The following is a 16,298-nucleotide window of genomic DNA, read 5'->3' on the forward strand; positions in this document are numbered from 1 at the left end:
GGTCATGGTGTTCGTGCACGGTGGCGGCTACAGCACCGGGTCAGCCCAGGATTTTCCGGGACAGGGCGAAGGGTTCGTGAGCAGCGGCCGGGTGGTCTACGTGAGCTTCACCTATCGGCTGGGCGCCCTCGGCTACCTCGACTTCAGCCGGTATTCCACGCCCACCCGCCCGATCGAGAACAATTTGGGGCTGCGTGATCAGGTGGCCGCTCTCCAGTGGGTGCGGGCAAACATCCGCTCTTTTGGCGGCAACCCGCACAACGTGACCGTGTTCGGCGAATCGGCCGGCGGCAACGCGATCATCACCCTCATGGCAACACCCGCCACACAGGGATTGTTCGCCCGGGCGATCGCGCAGAGCCCGCCAAGCAACGCCGCCTACACGAGTGCGCTCACCGACGAATGGGCTGAACATTTTCTCAGCGTGCCGGGCGGTGATGGCGACCCCATCGAACTGCTGGCGACCGCCGAGGTCAGCGCCCTGACCCGGGCGGCGCTTGCCCTGCAGGTGCGCACCCCCGACGCGAATCCGGGCACGTTCTGCCTGGCGCCGGTCATTGACGGAATCATGCTTCCGGAGCATCCGCTCGAGGCCTTTCGCGGCGGTCGAGCACACCGCGAACCGCTGATCATCGGCACCTACGATCGAGAGGGCGCAACGGTTTCTGTCGCGACTGTGACCTCTAGCATGGGGTGATGGTCATCGCCCGTTCCCGCCGCGCTGCTGGCCGGGGCAGCTATCTCGCCATCGCCGTCTTCGCCGGGGTCTACCTGGCCGTCGCCGCGTATTGGCCTCAGCCGCCCTGGGCGCTCTGGGCCCTCGGACTGTACCTGGTCGCCAGCCTGATCTGTTTCGGGCTGTATGCCACGGACAAGCGGCGGGCGAGGAACGGCAGCTGGCGGGTGCCGGAACGTACCCTGCTGTTCTGGGGCTTCCTCGGCGGCTGGCCTGGTGCGATCGTGGCCCAGCAGGTGTTGCGCCACAAGACGCAGAAGACGAGCTTTCGCACGGCGTTCTGGATCACGGTCGTGCTCAACGTGGGGCTTTTCGTCGCCCTGAGCTCACCCGCGGTCGATCGAGTGACGACTCGCGCGGTGCAGGCGTTGTTCACGCTCTAAAATCGGTTTTTCGCCCTGTTGTCGCGCCGTCACCGTATCCGAATCAGTCGCGGGGTAGATACTTCGGGTTTCGAGGCGCCGTTTCTGTCCCGGCATGACGTCACTGAGATAGACCCGCGGCAGAATCTTCGCAATCGCGAGCGCCGCGTACATCACCGTGTTGATGGCGACGAACGTCGCAAGGATGGCGAAGAAGTCGGATTGCAGCACCGATCCCGGCAGCAGAATACCCAGGGGTGGCAACATCAGACTGGTCATGTGATTACGACCGGTCGCTCGGTGATCGGCTGCATCACGTGCCCCCAGCTGCCTTGCCGTCCCAGCGTGATATCGATGATTCCCTTAATGTAGACGGCGTTGAGGTACATGTCGAAGAGCAGTTCCGGAATCACGGTGACGGCAAGCACGCGGGCGGCCCACCCGCCCTTCCAGACGGACACGACACGTTCAACAGTGAAGACGGTTCCGATGCCCAGCCAGAAGGGAAACCACACCCAGCCATCCACCGACAGCAGCGTCAGAACGATGAGAAGCAGAAAGGCCGAGAGGGCGATCACGCTGTACCCGATGCCGAGCTGCTGGGCCCAATACCGCAGGGTGGACGGCGTGATGCCGTAAGCGCCGATGTTCTCCAAAGCACCGCGCTGCCAGCGCAGGCGCTGCACCCACAGGCTGCGCAGTGTGGGCATGACCTCGGTCACCACCGTGCACTCCGACGGCGAGATAATGAGCGCCCCGAGCGATTTCAACGCAATCGTCAGCTCGTTGTCTTCGGTGAGCGCCTGAGTATCGTACACATCACCGTTGTGGCCGGGGAGCGCCGAGCCTCGATTGCTCGCGACCGCCCGCAGCGCACGGGACCTGAACATGGATGCCGTTCCCGTCAGCACGAAGACCATTCCGCGACGGCGCTTGATCTGAGCGGAGTAGCGCACGTACTCGTTGCGCTGCATCTGACCGAGTATTCCGGAGCCCGGTTCGCCGTAAAAGAGTCCTCCAACCGCCATCAGTGCACGATCACTGGTGAAACGGGCGACGCCGGTCTCGAGAAAGCCAGCATCCAGAGTCGTGTCGGCATCGACGATCATGATGATGTCATTGTCGCCCTGGTCGGGCAGAATGCGCGCCAGAACCTGATTCAGGGCGCCCGCCTTCTTTTTGGTGTTGCCTGCCGACTCATGCACTTCGACTCCATGCTCCAGCGCCACGGCCACGGTGCCATCGGTGCAGTTGTCGGCAACGAGAATGATCCGTCCGGGTCGGTGGGACTGCGACAGGAGCGAACAGAGGGTGGCCGGTAGGGAGGCTTCCTCGTTGTGGGCGGGAATCAAGACGGTGATCGCGACCGGACCGGCAAAGACGCCTCGCGTGGCTGCCATCACGATCTTCGGAGCGAGCGGGGCCGTGCGGTAGTCCGACGACCGCCGCGATTTGTTGGTCACCCGGCGTTCGATCAGGGCAACTCCGGCAGCGAAGAAGATCGCCAGGGCAACGGCTGCCAGCAGCACTCGGGGGGCTGGTATGTCCAGGGCGTAGAGGTAGGTCCACATGCCGAGGAGCAATCCTTCGTCAACCGTGCGGCCCGCCGCGGGTTCGTCGGACGCGACGGCGACCCAGAGCAGGATCGCGGCACCAGCGGCAGTCGCGGCAACTAGAAGACCCACCGACCGGCTATATATTTTTACCCCCATAATGGGCACTGTAACGATTAGATCTGTCTTCTTGCTGTGGAGTGATTTCTTCTCGGCAAGTGGTCAGTCTGGTGACACGCCGAGTACCGATCGGGCTGCGGGCCGATGGACAGCCACAGACAATCAGCGAATTTAGTATTCGTTGAATTCGGGAGAGGTCTCAGCGTCATGCTTGGCTTTTAGAATGGCGAGGTTGATGAGGACGAACGCTTCGAGACGTTCGTCGCGGTGTTCGGCGTAATCAGGTTCGCGCTGATCAACGGCCAGTTCGATGAGCTTCGACGAGACCGCCGAGCTGACCTCCTCGCTCGCTGACCGTTGGGCACTCGCCACGATCCGCGCCACCTGGTCGTCGTCCTCGGCCACGGCGTCGAGGGCGAGCGTCAACCGTTCGTGCACCCGGAATCTGAGCGCGAACTGCTTGAGGTCGTGTCTTTGGTCGTCGGTAAAGCTCAGCCGCCACTTCATCGCTGCGAGGTCTTTGCCCAAGCGACTGACCCGTCGGGCATACTCTTCGTTCTGCCGAGCCAGCCGATGCAGCTCGCTGCGGGCGTTGTCGGCGTACCGCGCAAGATCGTAGTCGAAGTGTTCTCGCAGTGCGCCGACGATTATGTCGTTCTTCACGGCCATCCGCACGGCCGACAACGCGATGAGCAGGCCTTCATCGACCGTACGCTCGAGGTCGGGCAGCTCGGCGTTCACGTCGGGCTCACTGACGTGTGCGTGAGCGTCAGCACGACGCCGGGACCGGTTCCAAATGATTGCGCCACCACTTCCTCGTGCAGGTGACTCCTATTTTATGCTGTCCGAGAATTTACTCCCGACCGTTTTCAGGTCTGTCAGTCGGTGACGACGAACAGCCCGCGCGCGCCCTTCTCCTACGTCGGAGGCGACAACGGAAGGTCGAGCTCGAGGAGTTTTGCGGTGGGGCGACAGTTTTGCCGCCCCACCGAGAAGCTCAGGCGATCGGCGTTGGGACGCCCTCGGGTACGGCCACCGGGTGGGTCCGTTCGAGCGAGGCCCCCTCCACGTCCACGTTGGGCAGGATGCGGTCGAGCCACTTCGGCAGCCACCAGGCCGCGTCACCGAGGAGGTGCATCACGGCCGGGATGATCAGCAGCCGCACCACGAAGGCGTCGAGCAGTACGCCACCGGCCAGCCCGAACCCAATCGACTGGATCATCACCGAGTTCGAGAAGATAAAGCCGGAGAAGACCGAGGCCATGATGAGCGCGGCGGCGATGACCACCGTGCGCCCGGCGTGCACCCCCCGCTGCACCGCGAGGCGCGCCGAGGCGCCGTGCACGTACGATTCGCGCATGCCGCTCACCAGGAACAGCTGGTAATCCATCGCCAGTCCGAACAGCACGCCCACGACCAGAATGGGCAGGAAGCTGAGGATCGGCCCCGGGTCGTGAATGCCGAACACTGCCCCGAGCCAGCCCCACTGGAAGACTGCCGTGATGGCTCCAAAAGATGCGAACAGCGACAAGACAAAGCCCAGCGTCGCGGTGATCGGCACCAGGATCGAGCGGAACACGAAGATCAGAATGATCAAGGAGAGCCCCACGACAACGAGAAGGTACAGCGGGAGCGCGGCGGCGAGTTTTTCGCTCACGTCGATGTTTCCGGAGGCGTTCCCGGCGACGCCGAGAGAGGTGACACCGTCCAGGTCGAGGCCACGGAGGTCACGGACGAGCTGTTCGGTCGATTGGCTGTTCGGCCCCTCCGCCGGAATGACCTGAAAGGCCAGCAGCAGGTCATCGTCGGATGCTCCGATCGGCGCGACGGCGACGACATCGTTCTCCGCTCGCAAGGCCATGCCGATGCGCACCTGTTCAGCAAGCAGTTCGTTCTGGGTGATGGCTGTCTCGAGATCGGCCACGACGAGCAGCGGTCCGTTCACGCCGGCCCCGAATTTGTCGTCGGCGAGTTTGTAGGCGTTGTACGCGCTCGAGCCCAGCGGTTCGGAGGAGCCTGCGGGGAGTCCGAGACGCATCGAGAGGGCGGGAATGGCCACGATGAGCAGCACGACGATGCCCACGACCACCGTGACGACGGCGCGCACGGTGTTCATCGGCTTGACCGGCACCTTGGCCGTGTTGCTGGCGTGGCCGACCCGGGCGCGGGCCTTCGTCGTGAGAATCTTCATGCCGACCAGTCCCAGCACGGCCGGCGTCAGCGTGATCGCAATGAGAATCGCGACGAAGACGCAGACGGCACCGACCGTACCCATGAGCCCGAGAAAGGGGATGCCGGTGAGGTTGAGGGCGAGCAGGGCGATGAGCACGGTGGCGCCGGCGAACACGACCGCGTTTCCGGAGGTTCCGTTCGCCAGTCCGATCGACTCCTGCAGGGGCAGACCACGGCTGAGTTGGGTGCGGTGTCGGTTGAGAATGAACAGTGAGTAGTCGATGCCGACCGCGAGTCCGAGCATCACTCCGAGGACCGGGGTGACGGAAAGCATTTCGACGGATCCGGACAGCGCGAGGGAAGCGAGCACACCGACGCCCACGCCGATCAGCGCGTTCAGCAAGGGCAATCCCGCACCGATCAGGGTACCCAGCATGACCCACAGCACGATCGCCGCAACGATCACACCGCCGATCTCGCCCGGGCCGAGGATCTCGGGAATGCTGGAGGCAATGTCGTTGGAGACTTCAGCCGTGACACCGTCGATCCCGGCGTCGTTCATCTCCGCGACAACGGCTTCCTTGGCTTCCGCGGGAACCAGGTTGAGCGATGTGTCGAATTGCACGCTCGCGACAGCCGTGGTCCCGTCGGTTGACACCTGACGGATGCCTGCGGCCAGGTCGAGCAGGTCGGCTCCCTGCTCGAGCGTGGTGCTCTGCGTTTCGAGTTCGCTGCGGTTGGCATCGAGGGTGGCCTGCTGCGCGGCGATCTCGGTCAGCCCCGCGTCGAGCTGGGCCTGCTGCGCATCGAGGGTCGGCTGCGCGGCTGCGAGTTGCCCCGCAGCCTCGGCCTGCGTGCGACTGGCATCGAGCTGCGCCTGCCCGGCCGCGGCCTGGGCCGTGGCCGCGTCGATCTGAGCCTGCCCCGCCTCGAGCTGGGCCGTGGCGTCAGCTATTTTCTGGCGGCCGTCCACAACCTGCTGGGACTGATCGTCAATCTGGGCCTGGGTGTCGAATGGGTTCGTCGCCGATTTCACACTGTCAAGGTCGACGGTGCGGGTGAGGAGGTCACCGATTGCGGTTTTTTGTGCGGCGGTGAAGGTGGAGTCATCCGCTGTGGTGAAGATGACGGTGCCACGCCCACCACTGGCCGAAGGGAACTTCTCCGCGAGCTCGTCACTGACTTTCTGGGTGGCGGTGCCGGGAATACTGACGGACGAGGTGAGAGTGCCTCCGAAGACAGCGAAGGCACCGACCGCGAGACCGAGAATGACCATCCAGGCCACAATGACCGGCCAGGCTCGGCGGGCGGAGAACCGCCCGAGACGGTAGAGAAGGGAAGCCATAGTTCTCAGATACTTTCTGCGTGTCGGGTGTGGTCGGGTGACCGGGGTGGCACCTCGCGTTGCGTCATCGGGAACCGAGGGTGGTGTATCGAAGGGAGCCAGCTCAGCTGGGCGGCGCGTAGCCGGTGCGGATGGTGGCGATGAGGCGGTCGAGGAGCTCGTTCCAGACTGTGCGCGAGGACGCGTCGAGCGCTCCGCCGGTGCGGGCCAGCCAATGGCCAGACACCACGGCGATGCCGTTCATCACCGAACTCACGATGACAGCGACCTCGAATTCGTCGATCGCGCTCGTGCGTTGGGCGATTTCCTTCGAAAGCTGTTCGGTCGTGCGGGTGAAGACGTCGCCGATACTGTGCTGAGAGCGACCATTCTCGCCCTCGACGGTGAGCACGCCGGCGAGGTAGGCCACCACGGGCGGTAGGTCGATGTTGCGCAGCACCGCCGTGAGCTCATCGAACAGTCCGTCACGACTGCCGTCTCCAGCCGGCGTGGTTGCCGTCGCCGCACGGAATTCGTCAACGGTGGCGCTGAGCAACTGAGTGCAGGTGGTCATGATCACGTCGTCGAGCGAGGAGAAATGATTGAAGACCGTGCGCCGGGAGACGTCGGCACGCTCAGCGAGTTCGTCGACGCTGAACTGCGGCTTGCCCCGTTCGCGGATGAGCGCGGCAGCGGCATCCAGAATGGCTTGACGGTACCGAGCCTTGAGTTCGGCCCGCCGATCGGGAGCGATATTGGGGAATGTCACGTGCCTACACTAAGTGCAACGACGCACAAAGTGCAAGAACTTCACCACTCTCTCAGACATGGCTGAAGACGACCCCCTGTCCCGGGAAACGAAAACCCCCGCAGCCCAATGACTACGGGGGAGGGCTCTTGACAGGTCAAGGAGGCGGATAGCTGCATCATTCCAACTTCGGTGCCCTGTCAAATGTGGACCAGATGGCATAAACTGCCAATGGAGGTAACTGCCGTGGCCACGAGGAATGTTGTTCTGAGTCAGCACCAGCACGAGCTCGTTGAGTCGCTGGTAAAGGCCGGGCGTTACCAAAACGCCAGCGAAGTACTGCGCGACGGACTCCGACTCCTGGAGCGCCAGGAGTTGGAGAATGCAGCCAAGGTTGCTGCCCTGCGAGATGCCGCACAGAAGGGCTGGTTGGACATCGCCACCGGGCGTTATGACGACATCGCCGACGAGAACCTCGATGATTTCATTCGAGAGCTCGGTGGTCGCGCAGCGCGGGCCAGCTCGACCGACTGATGGCGGACTACCGTCTAACTCATTCGGCGCAGGCCGATATCGTGCGGATTCTTGCGTGGTCTGAAGAGGAGTTCGGTACGGATGCGCGCAATCGCTATCAGGCGCTGATCGCCACGGCCATCCGGGACGCGGCTTCGCGTGCCGACAATGTTGGGCATATCGACCGACCAGAACTGGGGGACGGCGTTTTTTCCTGGCATCTGGCGCAGAGTCGTACCCGCTCCCCTGGCGTGGCTGTTCGACGACCGCGACACTTCCTCGTCTGTCGTTGGGACGGGGAGGTACTGGTCATTAGCCGAGTCCTTCACGACGCCATGGAACCACGCCTCCACGTCGATTACCCACAGACTTGGGATTAGCCATCGTCACGTCATTCACTTACTGCGGCTTGCGTTTCGGAACGGCCGCACGCGCCCGGCGGAGGACCTTCTCCGTGTCGATTGCCACACGGATATCAATGAGCGGGCAGACGACTTGCTCCCGGTCGACGAGGCGCGCCTCCAAGAGATGACCAGTGAGATATTCAGCCAACCGCAATTGGGTTGCGCGTTGCACAGGATCGTCGGGGAGCCAGGGGTCGCACACGAACAACGAGAGCATGAAGACCAGATCGTCGGCGTGCATCGTGCGGGCCACTGCGCCATCCTGCATGAATTGCCGTTCGGCTGCCAGAATTTCCAAATCCCCGGTCACGAGAATTCGCTCAGCCTCTGCCTCGAGGCACTCCCGCAGGCGACGCTCGACTACCTCGATGCGAGAACGGGACAGGCCGGCCTTGCCGGCCAACTCGTGGTCGAAGAATTGTCGCAGGATGGGGTCAATTGTGGATCGTTGAATTTGCATGCGCCAATAGTCCCGCGTACCACCGACAGGGCGATCCATCCCGTCGCGTTACCGACCAGACGTGGGTAGGCGATAATTCCGCGCCGCCTGTAGCTTTGCTGCGCGTATCCACGAACATGCGGAGAGCCCGGACGACGTGGGCCGGAACGTGCTCGAGCGACGTGAGACGTGAGACGTGAGAAAATATGGGCAGGATGTGGGCAGACGCCAAATTACCAGCGCAAATTGTGCCGCTGATCAGTGATTTCTTGTGCGGGTATTTTCACGTAATTCCTAATTCGCATTGTTGGCGCGGGACTCGGAGGTCGTGCCAGATCACTTTTCCATCACATCGCGGAATTAATTCCACGGGCGCGGCCATCCGAAGCGCCCGATGCCGGTTGTGGAAAGTCCGACGACCAGCGGGCGGCAAAACCGGACCCTAAGGCAGGCAACCCGCGGCAGCGGCCCGGCACAGCACTGGCCCTGTTTTCGATCCGCACGAGATCGACGCAGAGCTCGAAGCCCGTGACGCCCACCCATCCAGCGCCCCACCCATTCCCACGATATTGACCGGCATTTCGTGGCAGCAACGTCGAATAGGTGTTACCGACCCACACTCGTAGTGCACGCAAGGGATAATTGCATTTTGGCGCACCTATTGCCCGAGGAGAAGCGGAACTCACATGTCAACTGCGGCTGAAGCAGACCGGGCACGACTGGCCAGATTGCCTGGTCAGCCACTCTGGTTGCGCGTCCATGACGACATTCTCAACCGGATAACCTCGGGCGAATTCGCGGACACGTTCCCCGGTGAAATTCAACTAACCGCGGAATATCAGGTGAGCCGCAGTACCGTTCGACTTGCGCTGAACCCTCTGCGTCGAGTGGGGCTGGTTTCATCAAGTCGGGGTAAACGCCCGGTGGTGCACGTTAACCACGGCGATGAACATCGCTTTGGGCCGGTTTACAGCTTGTTTGCGGCAGTTGAGGCCTCTGGGATGAGGCAGCACAGCGAGTTGATCCGGTGCGAGATCCGTGTCGACGCGCGGATTGCTGACCGGCTCGACCTGCCCGGCGACGCTCCGCTGATCAATATTGAGCGCCGTCGTTTCGCTGACGACTATGTCTTTGCCGTTGACAGCGCCTGGCTGCCTGCCGATCGCGCTGCCGGCCTTCTCGACGTCGATTTCAGCAACACTGCTCTCTATCAGGAGCTGACGCTCCGGTGTGGGATCACGCTGGACGGCGGACAGGAAACCCTGACAGCGATTGCCGTTACCGCCGAACAGGCGCGAGTTCTTGACTGCCCGGTCGGCACTGCCGCTTTCTTCATTGAACGGTGTGGTCGTGCGGCGGGACGTCCGGTGGAATGGCGGGAGACTGTCGTCCGTGGCGACCGTTTCGCGGTCACCACATCATTCTCACCCCGGTGAGCTTTAGTCTTTATCGGTTCTCCGCCTTAAGGCCGTCGAGCTGAGGGCTTGCCAGGACGTACTCGTAGGGGTCCCCGGTGGGAAAAAGCCCGGTTCCGTTAGGGAGAACAGGCATCGGAATTCTTTCCTGACCGCGTTGCTGCTGGTGTCCGTCGGACCAGGTGATCGTAACGTTTCCCATCCCGACACGAAGGTAGATCGCTTTGTCAGAGGCCGATGCCGGGGTCGTGTCGCCCTCCAGAACCTGCTCCCACAGCATTCCGGAGTCCGGATCAATTGCGGTGAGCATCGTCGCCCCGTCCGGTGGACGGAAGGAGGACACGGCGAGGTTTTCTGATGACTCGTTACTGATTGACGGTCCGGCCAGATGTCCCGAAAATTCCGCGAGAATAGCGCCAGTTCTCGGATTGTGGGCGCTCACGAATGTGTCGCCCGCGGGGTTGACCCAGTCCAGAAAGACGATATCGCCCTGAGATGCGTTGACGGCAACCGAGACCGCTGAGGAAGATTCGACGTCCGTGGGGCGTGAGAGTGTGTTCGCGTCCCAGCGTATTTCTCCGGTGGTGGTGTCGACAGCCGTGAGTAAGCCTGCCGTCTCGATGAGGCCGGTGCCATTGCTTCCCTACTCGATCGCTGACGCTCCCGTCGCGTCTTCGGCAACACTGACAGTACCGTCGTGCGCGCGGAGCATGACCGCGGGCGAGACGTCGTCGGAGACACGATGAGCGCCGAGCTGCGACGAAGGTCCGGAACACGCGGCCAGCAACACAACGCTAACGAGCGTGGCGGCTGCGGCTCCGGCAGCGCGTCTCATTCTTGCTTTTGAGGTATTCGCTGCCGGCGCGTGCGACGGTTCCAAGCCGCGTAGGCCAGCGCGATGAGGCCTAGCACGACGATCGCGGCGATCCCGAATCCGAGATTGGTCACCAGTGAGGACATATCGAGTACCCAGGCCTCGGTGGCGAACTGATCTCCGATGGTCAAAACTCCGCCGAGGCTCGCGGTACCGTCGGTGAGGAACAGGAAGATTCCGATCAGGATTGACAGGATCCCGGATACGATCAGCAACCACGAGTTCTCCCATCTTCCGATAGTGAGCATCCGCGGGCGCAGCCACCGACTCTTTCCCAGTGAAAGTCGGTCCCACAACAAGGCGAGCACGATCAGGGGCGCTGCCATGCCGAGCGCGTAGATCGCTAAGAGCACTCCCCCGTAGACGGCGTTACTGCCGAGGGCTGCCACGGTAAGCACCGAGCCGAGGATGGGGCCTGCACACACTCCGGCTACTCCGTAGACAGCGCCGAGGAGGTAGACCGATATTGCCGAGGTCCCTTCGGCTGCGCTGCCGCGGGTAAAGGCGGGAAAACGTAGTCCAGAAATTTGGATGATACCCATCAACACCACGAGCAATGAGGCGATCCCGACGAAGGCCGTGCGATTTTGCGTGACGAACACCCCGACCGTACCAGCCAGCACTCCCAGCGGCACCAACGTGGTAATTAGTCCCAGGTAAAACAATCCGGTACGGGCAAGCAGCTCGGACGGCTTCGCGAACGCGTAGGCGAAGAACGCAGGAAGGAGCATGACCGAGCAGGGACTCAAAAGTGTCAGCATCCCACCAATCAGGGCGCCGGCGTAGCCAATATCCATGTCTAGCGTCCGGCCTTCGCCAGTTCGCTGTCGATCGTGTCGCGAAACACCTGCACCGGCATCGCGCCGGAAATCGGCGTTTCGTTCACCACGAACATGGGCGTGCTGGTAATTCCGAGGTACCGTGCCTCTGCCGCGTCAATGTTGACTTTCTCCAAGAGTTCAGCATTGTCCAGGTCGGAGACGAACTGCTCAAGGTTGGGAACACCAATTTCTGTCGCGATTTCCAAAAGACGTTCCGGGGGCAGTGCCACATGTCCGCGTTCCGGGGCACCCGCGAAGACGACTTCAGCAAACTCCCAGAAGAAACCTTGCTCGCCCGCCGCGCGGGCAGCCACAGCCGCAGCCGTGGATTCCTCGCCGAACACCGGCAGATCCCGCCATTCGATGCGCACTTGACCGCTGTCCACATACTCCTCGACAAGGACAGGGAGGGTATCGCGCGCGAAAACCCCACAAAACGGACACCGGAAATCGGCGTATTCGACCAAAACAACCGGCGCGTCGACCTCTCCGAGTGCCGTCACCTCGCCATCGACACGTCGGGCGAGATCGAGCGTCTGCTCGCCGCTTTTTCCCCCGGATTGTTCAGCGGGGGCCGAAGTGGATTCTTGGACGGGTTGTTGTGCAACCACTCCGACGATGACGACTGCGAGAACTGCCGCCGCTCCTAAAAGCATCAGGAGCGTGCGTCGCCGCACCTTGACTCGTCGGATCGGCCTATTTTTTGTGAAGTTCTGTTGTGTCGGCACCATCTTAAATGTACGCACATTAGGGTAAAAAAGACAGTTATAGCCGCCTCCCCGTCCGAGTCTGGGAACATTCCCGGTTTTCTGATTGAAAAGAGTCCAGTCATGCTCCAAGCAACCATCGCCCCGCCACTAATGGCCCTCAAGGCTGACCGCATCGTTGCCCTCGCCGGCGAGCCGCATCTCCACCTCGATGATGCCCGGGCCTACCGCCGCGTCATGAACGAAGCGCCTCGGTTACAACTCCGCTCCGAGGCGTGGGGCAAGGCTCCACAGTCTACGCAGCGATGTCACTACCGTCGCGTACGCGTCGTCGCGGTGGCCTACCTCGGCGTGGCGGCAGCACTGGTGATCCCGCCACTACTTTCGGTCAATTCATGAACGCCGTTCACGCGTCGGCTCTCCAGAGCGTTCCGCAACTTCTTCTTCATGTGCTTGGTCCGGATGAAGCCTCCGTTACCGCGGGCCTGCAGGTTGTGCGCAACGCCCATCACGGATTCGCCACCGTGAGCACAATTGCCCTCGTGATTCAAGGCCGAGCCGTCCAGTTTCTCGCGGCCAATTCCGGCCTCGGTGACGAAATCAACACGGCACTTGCTTTGCCGGGCGTGTCGGTGGTGGCATGTGAAAACAGCCTTCGGTCCGTGGGTCTTAGCCTAAAGGCTTAGTTGGTCGAGCTGAAGTCCTTCAGTATACCCCATGGGGTATTAAGTTAAGTGCGAACAGAGGAAACTTATTTGTCGACGACGATGGCCAGTCCGGTGGCGGCAGACGCGTCCGTGATGCCACCAGCATCGGTCAGTGCGGTGAACCCGAGGTCGGCCATACGGGTGACTGCTGCAGCCGGCCGGTTTCCGGTGGCGCAGTAGACGATGTAGTCCCCGTCGATTGGCAGCGCCTTGATCAGCGTGTCGAAGTCCGCGGATTGCACGTCAATATTGATGGCGTCCTGAAGGTGTCCACCGACATACTCTGGTGCGGTGCGCACATCGATGATGACCGTACTGGAGGTGACAGCGATGGAGGGCGCCGGCGGGGGGCTCGCGCAGGCGGCCATGCTGAGCAGTGCCGCCACGGCGATTGTGATTGCAGTGAGTGCTTTCTTCATGGCGGGGTGTCCTGACGGGTGCGTGACGGGGGTGGCAATGTGATCGGCTCTGGGGCGACTTTCCGGGAGCGAGGGAACAAAGGCGTGCAGGTAGTGCAGACCTCACCCTCAGCGGACTCTGACGATTCGCGGCGGGTGGTGGCTCGGCGTTCGCTGACCAGTCGTTCGCGCAGTGCCCAGATCAATAGGGCGAGGGCGGCGGCGGCCAGGGCCGGGCGCGCAGCACCGCTCACTATCGGGTCGAGGGAGCGGACTTCGGTCGTCAGATACAGCGCGATCAGACCCAGAGCTGGCCACCGTATGTCGCAGAGAGTTGCGTCGGCGCCGATGGGGGTTCCGACATAACTGGCAACGATCAAGCCGATCAAGCTCGCTCCGAGCGCGGTGGCCGCGACCGTCCACCACAGGGCGCCGTCTGCGTCGTCCGCCCGGGGCGCGTAGCCGGTTACAAAAGCAATGAACGCGGCTGCGGCTGCGGCGGCCGTGATCATCCAGCGTCGAGTCGACCAAGTTTGTAGGTCAGAGAACACGATCAAGGGCCTCTGTCGCGGCAGCGGTGCGAGCGGGAAGACCGCAAGAATTTTCTCGAGTCATGCGCGCATAGAGAGCCCCGCCGAGCAAGACGATGGACGCGGCGGCCAGATACGGCTGGACCGGCTCGAAGAATTGCATCGCTCCGGTTGTCCCGAGAGCGAGGAGAACCAATTTGTTGCAGACGGGGCATCCCACTGCGAAGAACGTCACCAGCCAACCGGCCATGCCCAATCGTCCGGCCGCCCTACTGGGCGGGGCACCTTCCGGGTGCGCCACATAGGTGGCGGTGACCAGACCCGCTAAAACCGCACTGAGAATAAGCACCGGCCACGACCAGGCGGTCGGCGGGATCTGTCGCGAAAAGAATGGCGTGTCAATCAAGTCCGTCGGAATGGCAATGAAGACCACCGTAAATAGTGCTGTTGCCAGGGCAACCCACCAGCGACGGGAGGGCCAGCGATGCAGGTCCCCGCCGAGCCTGGCCAGCTTGCCGCGCCAAGGGGCACGCCGTGATGATTCGTCCCTGCTGGTGCGCTGGTCACGCATTCGAATAGCCCTCATTTACTTTTCATCGTAAAACGCTTGCTGCCATATTTGAATATACTGATACCCTAAGGGGTATCGTGGTCTCAGGCAAAACCAGCCTCGCATCCGCCTACGAACAGGAGCACACCCTCATGGGGATTACCGAACCCGCGACCCACGCCAGCGGCGACCTGCGCAAGACCCTCAATCGACTCAAGCGCGCGCAGGGGCAACTCGGCGCCGTCATCACAGCCGTTGAGTCTGGCGCTGATTGTCGTGCCGTGGTCACCCAGCTGGCTGCTGTCTCGAGTGCCATTGACCGGGCGGGGTTCACGATCATCTCGTCGGCGATGAAGGAGTGCCTCATTGATAGCGGCGCGGATGGGGAAACCCAGCAGCTCAGTGTCAATGAGCTTGAAAAGCTTTTCCTCTCCCTCGCCTGACCCCGCTCGCGAGAGCTAGCCGGCGACGGCGCGAATCGCGACGTACACGGCGATGCAGAGCACAAGGATCGCGAAGCTTGTTTTGAGAACGCGGTCGGGGAGTCTTCGGCTGAGTCTGCCCGTGATTAGGGATGCCAGCATAGCGGTGCCCGCGAAGGCGCTGGTGACGGCCCAGTCGATCTGCACGTCGCTCAGGTGGGCGCTGAAGCCGGCGACCGAATTGATGACGATGATCACGAGGGACGTGCCGATCGTGACGCCCATGGGGAGTCCGAGCACGAGGGCCAGTGCCGGAACGATGAGGAACCCGCCGCCGACGCCGAGCAGTCCGGTCAGGAACCCGACCACGGTGCCCGTTGCCAGCACACGGGGCAGACAACTGCGCCACCGGGTTCCGCCGCCGGGCAGCGCGCAGGGGCCGGTTGCGGCGGGGGTGGCAAAGAACATTCGCACGCCAGCGATGACCATGATCACGCTAAAAGCGCCGAGCAGAAGCTGAGGGTCAACCAGTCGGTTTACGAGGGTGCCGAGGTAGGCGGTGGGAATGCCGGCGGCGCCGATGATGCCGGCCAGACGCCAGTTCACGCCGGTGCGCAGCCGCGGAAGCACAGCAACCGCCGACGCCGCTCCCACGACGATCAGCGAGGTTGGTATCGCCTCCTCGAGGGGTAACCCGACACCGTAGACCAAGGCCGGAACGGCCAGAATTGACCCGCCTCCGCCGACTAGGCCGAGCAGCGCACCCACGAACACTCCCAGAAGCAGCGCGGCCAGGATCATGCGTGCGGCGCCAGCTGCGCGAGGATGTCACTCTTCGTGGGTTCGGAAACCGGGCGATTCCAGGGCATCCACGACAGAATTCGCCCCAGCGTGCAACTATTGGTGGCGGCCGACACCGTGAGACCGGCACCGATGATGCCGGCGAGAAGACGGAACTGCGGATGGATGAACCTTCCCGCCAGCACGCTCGCCAACACCAGGGATCCGGCCGTCATGCGTACCTGTCGATCCATGGCCCACGTGGAGCGACCGCTGGTGATATCGCCGCCGGCGGCGGCGGCATAGCTCGCCACACCACCGGTCAACACGCGAGCACCGCTCAGGCCAGCTGCGTCAAGATTCTTTCGCGCTTCTTCCGCGCGTCGACCCGACTGGCACACCAGCACAACCCGGAGGGCCATCTGCGCCGCAAACTCTTCAGTGTGTTCTTTGAGCAGGTGAAGCGGCACGTGATACGAACCCGGGATATGCCGGGTTTCAAACTCCGAGCCGTCCCTCACATCGATGATCATCAGGTCGTCATGATGGAGAACCCACTGATGGAATTCGTCCGCCCCAATCCAAGGCGGAGTGCGGTTGACGGTGTGCGTGGTGTCAGAGATAGTGGATCCGTTTCAGTTTGGTACGGGAGCGTAGCAATGCCGGGCAGCCCTGAGGCCTGCCACTGAGGCAGGCCTCAGACGATCGTGTCTGCCGTGAAGC

General features: G+C 62.6%; 23 protein-coding genes. 8 read left to right on the top strand and 15 right to left on the bottom strand.

The features are described 5' to 3' along the window. Positions 1-4 precede the first annotated feature (4 nt). Both E3O25_RS15935 and E3O25_RS15940 read left to right on the top strand, forming a co-directional pair. The gene (locus E3O25_RS15935; RefSeq protein ID WP_092106556.1) at positions 5-697 is read left to right on the top strand and encodes a carboxylesterase family protein; all 693 of its coding nucleotides are present in this window, start codon (positions 5-7) and stop codon (positions 695-697) included. Beyond that, complete coding sequence (locus E3O25_RS15940; protein ID WP_134361616.1) at positions 697-1,119, top strand: DUF1294 domain-containing protein; 423 nt, start codon at positions 697-699, stop codon at positions 1,117-1,119. Before E3O25_RS15935 ends, E3O25_RS15940 begins: the two co-directional genes overlap by 1 nt. Here the strand turns inward: E3O25_RS15940 and E3O25_RS17220 are convergent. From E3O25_RS17220 to E3O25_RS15965, 5 genes are all read right to left on the bottom strand, one after another. Beyond that, entirely contained in the window at positions 1,063-1,377 is a 315-nt protein-coding gene (locus tag E3O25_RS17220) for a hypothetical protein (RefSeq protein ID WP_198411003.1), read from the bottom strand. The two genes, E3O25_RS15940 and E3O25_RS17220, sit on opposite strands and share 57 nt — an antisense overlap. Beyond that, positions 1,374-2,783 (bottom strand): glycosyltransferase family 2 protein, encoded by a 1,410-nt coding sequence (locus tag E3O25_RS15950; RefSeq protein ID WP_241983976.1) that lies wholly within the window; start codon positions 2,781-2,783, stop codon positions 1,374-1,376. Before E3O25_RS15950 ends, E3O25_RS17220 begins: the two co-directional genes overlap by 4 nt. A gap of 159 nt (positions 2,784-2,942) precedes the next feature. Next, positions 2,943-3,512: a hypothetical protein gene (locus tag E3O25_RS15955; protein ID WP_092106562.1), complete on the bottom strand. Its 570-nt coding sequence runs from the start codon at positions 3,510-3,512 to the stop codon at positions 2,943-2,945. 256 nt (positions 3,513-3,768) lie between these two features. Next, the gene (locus E3O25_RS15960; RefSeq protein ID WP_134361617.1) at positions 3,769-6,288 is read right to left on the bottom strand and encodes an MMPL family transporter; all 2,520 of its coding nucleotides are present in this window, start codon (positions 6,286-6,288) and stop codon (positions 3,769-3,771) included. Positions 6,289-6,391: 103 nt separating this feature from the next. After that, positions 6,392-7,036, bottom strand: coding sequence for a TetR/AcrR family transcriptional regulator (locus tag E3O25_RS15965; RefSeq protein WP_134361618.1), 645 nt, complete (start codon positions 7,034-7,036; stop codon positions 6,392-6,394). Positions 7,037-7,261: 225 nt separating this feature from the next. On the opposite strand from E3O25_RS15965, the gene E3O25_RS15970 reads away from it, so the two are divergent. Together E3O25_RS15970 and E3O25_RS17960 are read left to right on the top strand one after the other, a co-directional pair. Beyond that, a complete protein-coding gene (locus E3O25_RS15970; protein ID WP_092106825.1) occupies positions 7,262-7,549 on the top strand; it encodes a type II toxin-antitoxin system ParD family antitoxin in 288 nt (95 codons plus the stop codon). After that, positions 7,549-7,908 (top strand): type II toxin-antitoxin system RelE/ParE family toxin, encoded by a 360-nt coding sequence (locus E3O25_RS17960; RefSeq protein WP_092106568.1) that lies wholly within the window; start codon positions 7,549-7,551, stop codon positions 7,906-7,908. Before E3O25_RS15970 ends, E3O25_RS17960 begins: the two co-directional genes overlap by 1 nt. 19 nt (positions 7,909-7,927) lie before the next feature. On the opposite strand, the gene E3O25_RS15980 is transcribed toward E3O25_RS17960, so the two are convergent. Further along, the gene (locus tag E3O25_RS15980) at positions 7,928-8,392 is read right to left on the bottom strand and encodes a hypothetical protein (protein WP_092106570.1); all 465 of its coding nucleotides are present in this window, start codon (positions 8,390-8,392) and stop codon (positions 7,928-7,930) included. 665 nt (positions 8,393-9,057) lie between these two features. Here E3O25_RS15980 and E3O25_RS15985 point away from each other — a divergent pair. Further along, positions 9,058-9,807: a GntR family transcriptional regulator gene (locus tag E3O25_RS15985; RefSeq protein WP_092106572.1), complete on the top strand. Its 750-nt coding sequence runs from the start codon at positions 9,058-9,060 to the stop codon at positions 9,805-9,807. 10 nt (positions 9,808-9,817) lie between these two features. Here the strand turns inward: E3O25_RS15985 and E3O25_RS15990 are convergent, their stop codons facing one another. The 4 genes from E3O25_RS15990 to E3O25_RS16005 form a co-directional block, all read right to left on the bottom strand. Continuing rightward, positions 9,818-10,228, bottom strand: coding sequence for a hypothetical protein (locus E3O25_RS15990; RefSeq protein WP_134361619.1), 411 nt, complete (start codon positions 10,226-10,228; stop codon positions 9,818-9,820). 201 nt (positions 10,229-10,429) lie between these two features. Continuing rightward, entirely contained in the window at positions 10,430-10,621 is a 192-nt protein-coding gene (locus tag E3O25_RS15995; RefSeq protein ID WP_134361620.1) for a hypothetical protein, read from the bottom strand. Then, on the bottom strand, positions 10,618-11,457 hold the full coding sequence (locus E3O25_RS16000; RefSeq protein ID WP_092106576.1) for a cytochrome c biogenesis CcdA family protein: 840 nt from the start codon (positions 11,455-11,457) through the stop codon (positions 10,618-10,620). Before E3O25_RS16000 ends, E3O25_RS15995 begins: the two co-directional genes overlap by 4 nt. 2 nt (positions 11,458-11,459) lie before the next feature. Continuing rightward, positions 11,460-12,209 (bottom strand): DsbA family protein, encoded by a 750-nt coding sequence (locus E3O25_RS16005; RefSeq protein ID WP_241988623.1) that lies wholly within the window; start codon positions 12,207-12,209, stop codon positions 11,460-11,462. 102 nt (positions 12,210-12,311) lie between these two features. On the opposite strand from E3O25_RS16005, the gene E3O25_RS16010 reads away from it, so the two are divergent. Together E3O25_RS16010 and E3O25_RS16015 are read left to right on the top strand one after the other, a co-directional pair. After that, complete coding sequence (locus tag E3O25_RS16010) at positions 12,312-12,587, top strand: hypothetical protein (protein ID WP_092106580.1); 276 nt, start codon at positions 12,312-12,314, stop codon at positions 12,585-12,587. Then, positions 12,584-12,874, top strand: coding sequence for a hypothetical protein (locus E3O25_RS16015; RefSeq protein WP_092106582.1), 291 nt, complete (start codon positions 12,584-12,586; stop codon positions 12,872-12,874). The genes E3O25_RS16010 and E3O25_RS16015 overlap by 4 nt, the downstream gene beginning before the upstream one ends. 65 nt (positions 12,875-12,939) lie before the next feature. Here E3O25_RS16015 and E3O25_RS16020 read toward each other — a convergent pair whose 3' ends face one another. Genes E3O25_RS16020 through E3O25_RS16030 form a run of 3 tightly spaced genes read right to left on the bottom strand, consistent with a single transcriptional unit; the run spans position 12,940 to position 14,394 of the window. Then, positions 12,940-13,314, bottom strand: coding sequence for a rhodanese-like domain-containing protein (locus E3O25_RS16020; protein ID WP_092106584.1), 375 nt, complete (start codon positions 13,312-13,314; stop codon positions 12,940-12,942). Then, positions 13,311-13,805 carry a hypothetical protein gene (locus E3O25_RS16025; RefSeq protein ID WP_092106586.1) on the bottom strand — a complete coding sequence of 165 codons (495 nt, stop codon included), beginning with the start codon at positions 13,803-13,805 and terminating at the stop codon, positions 13,311-13,313. The genes E3O25_RS16020 and E3O25_RS16025 overlap by 4 nt, the downstream gene beginning before the upstream one ends. A gap of 28 nt (positions 13,806-13,833) precedes the next feature. Then, positions 13,834-14,394: a hypothetical protein gene (locus E3O25_RS16030; RefSeq protein ID WP_241988624.1), complete on the bottom strand. Its 561-nt coding sequence runs from the start codon at positions 14,392-14,394 to the stop codon at positions 13,834-13,836. A gap of 131 nt (positions 14,395-14,525) precedes the next feature. On the opposite strand from E3O25_RS16030, the gene E3O25_RS16035 reads away from it, so the two are divergent. Next, a complete protein-coding gene (locus E3O25_RS16035) occupies positions 14,526-14,816 on the top strand; it encodes a metal-sensitive transcriptional regulator (protein WP_092106829.1) in 291 nt (96 codons plus the stop codon). 15 nt (positions 14,817-14,831) lie between these two features. Here the strand turns inward: E3O25_RS16035 and E3O25_RS16040 are convergent, their stop codons facing one another. Together E3O25_RS16040 and E3O25_RS16045 are read right to left on the bottom strand one after the other, a co-directional pair. Further along, positions 14,832-15,596 carry a sulfite exporter TauE/SafE family protein gene (locus tag E3O25_RS16040; RefSeq protein WP_092106588.1) on the bottom strand — a complete coding sequence of 255 codons (765 nt, stop codon included), beginning with the start codon at positions 15,594-15,596 and terminating at the stop codon, positions 14,832-14,834. After that, positions 15,593-16,198, bottom strand: a complete 606-nt coding sequence (locus tag E3O25_RS16045) for a rhodanese-like domain-containing protein (RefSeq protein ID WP_370448781.1) — start codon at positions 16,196-16,198, stop codon at positions 15,593-15,595. Before E3O25_RS16045 ends, E3O25_RS16040 begins: the two co-directional genes overlap by 4 nt. Positions 16,199-16,298 lie beyond the last annotated feature (100 nt).

Origin of the sequence: Cryobacterium sp. TMT1-3 (genome assembly GCF_004402315.1) — a bacterium.
GTDB classification, from domain to species: domain Bacteria; phylum Actinomycetota; class Actinomycetes; order Actinomycetales; family Microbacteriaceae; genus Cryobacterium; species Cryobacterium luteum.

Coding starts and splice junctions, on each gene's coding strand:
- E3O25_RS15935 (WP_092106556.1), top strand. CDS start 5: ATGGTGTTCGTGCACGGTGGCGGCTACAGCACCGGGTCAGCCCAGGAT.
- E3O25_RS15940 (WP_134361616.1), top strand. CDS start 697: ATGGTCATCGCCCGTTCCCGCCGCGCTGCTGGCCGGGGCAGCTATCTC.
- E3O25_RS17220 (WP_198411003.1), bottom strand. CDS start 1,377: ATGACCAGTCTGATGTTGCCACCCCTGGGTATTCTGCTGCCGGGATCG.
- E3O25_RS15960 (WP_134361617.1), bottom strand. CDS start 6,288: ATGGCTTCCCTTCTCTACCGTCTCGGGCGGTTCTCCGCCCGCCGAGCC.
- E3O25_RS17960 (WP_092106568.1), top strand. CDS start 7,549: ATGGCGGACTACCGTCTAACTCATTCGGCGCAGGCCGATATCGTGCGG.
- E3O25_RS15980 (WP_092106570.1), bottom strand. CDS start 8,392: ATGCAAATTCAACGATCCACAATTGACCCCATCCTGCGACAATTCTTC.
- E3O25_RS15985 (WP_092106572.1), top strand. CDS start 9,058: ATGTCAACTGCGGCTGAAGCAGACCGGGCACGACTGGCCAGATTGCCT.
- E3O25_RS15995 (WP_134361620.1), bottom strand. CDS start 10,621: ATGAGACGCGCTGCCGGAGCCGCAGCCGCCACGCTCGTTAGCGTTGTG.
- E3O25_RS16000 (WP_092106576.1), bottom strand. CDS start 11,457: ATGGATATTGGCTACGCCGGCGCCCTGATTGGTGGGATGCTGACACTT.
- E3O25_RS16010 (WP_092106580.1), top strand. CDS start 12,312: ATGCTCCAAGCAACCATCGCCCCGCCACTAATGGCCCTCAAGGCTGAC.
- E3O25_RS16015 (WP_092106582.1), top strand. CDS start 12,584: ATGAACGCCGTTCACGCGTCGGCTCTCCAGAGCGTTCCGCAACTTCTT.
- E3O25_RS16020 (WP_092106584.1), bottom strand. CDS start 13,314: ATGAAGAAAGCACTCACTGCAATCACAATCGCCGTGGCGGCACTGCTC.
- E3O25_RS16025 (WP_092106586.1), bottom strand. CDS start 13,805: ATGATCACGGCCGCCGCAGCCGCAGCCGCGTTCATTGCTTTTGTAACC.
- E3O25_RS16030 (WP_241988624.1), bottom strand. CDS start 14,394: ATGCGTGACCAGCGCACCAGCAGGGACGAATCATCACGGCGTGCCCCT.
- E3O25_RS16035 (WP_092106829.1), top strand. CDS start 14,526: ATGGGGATTACCGAACCCGCGACCCACGCCAGCGGCGACCTGCGCAAG.
- E3O25_RS16040 (WP_092106588.1), bottom strand. CDS start 15,596: ATGATCCTGGCCGCGCTGCTTCTGGGAGTGTTCGTGGGTGCGCTGCTC.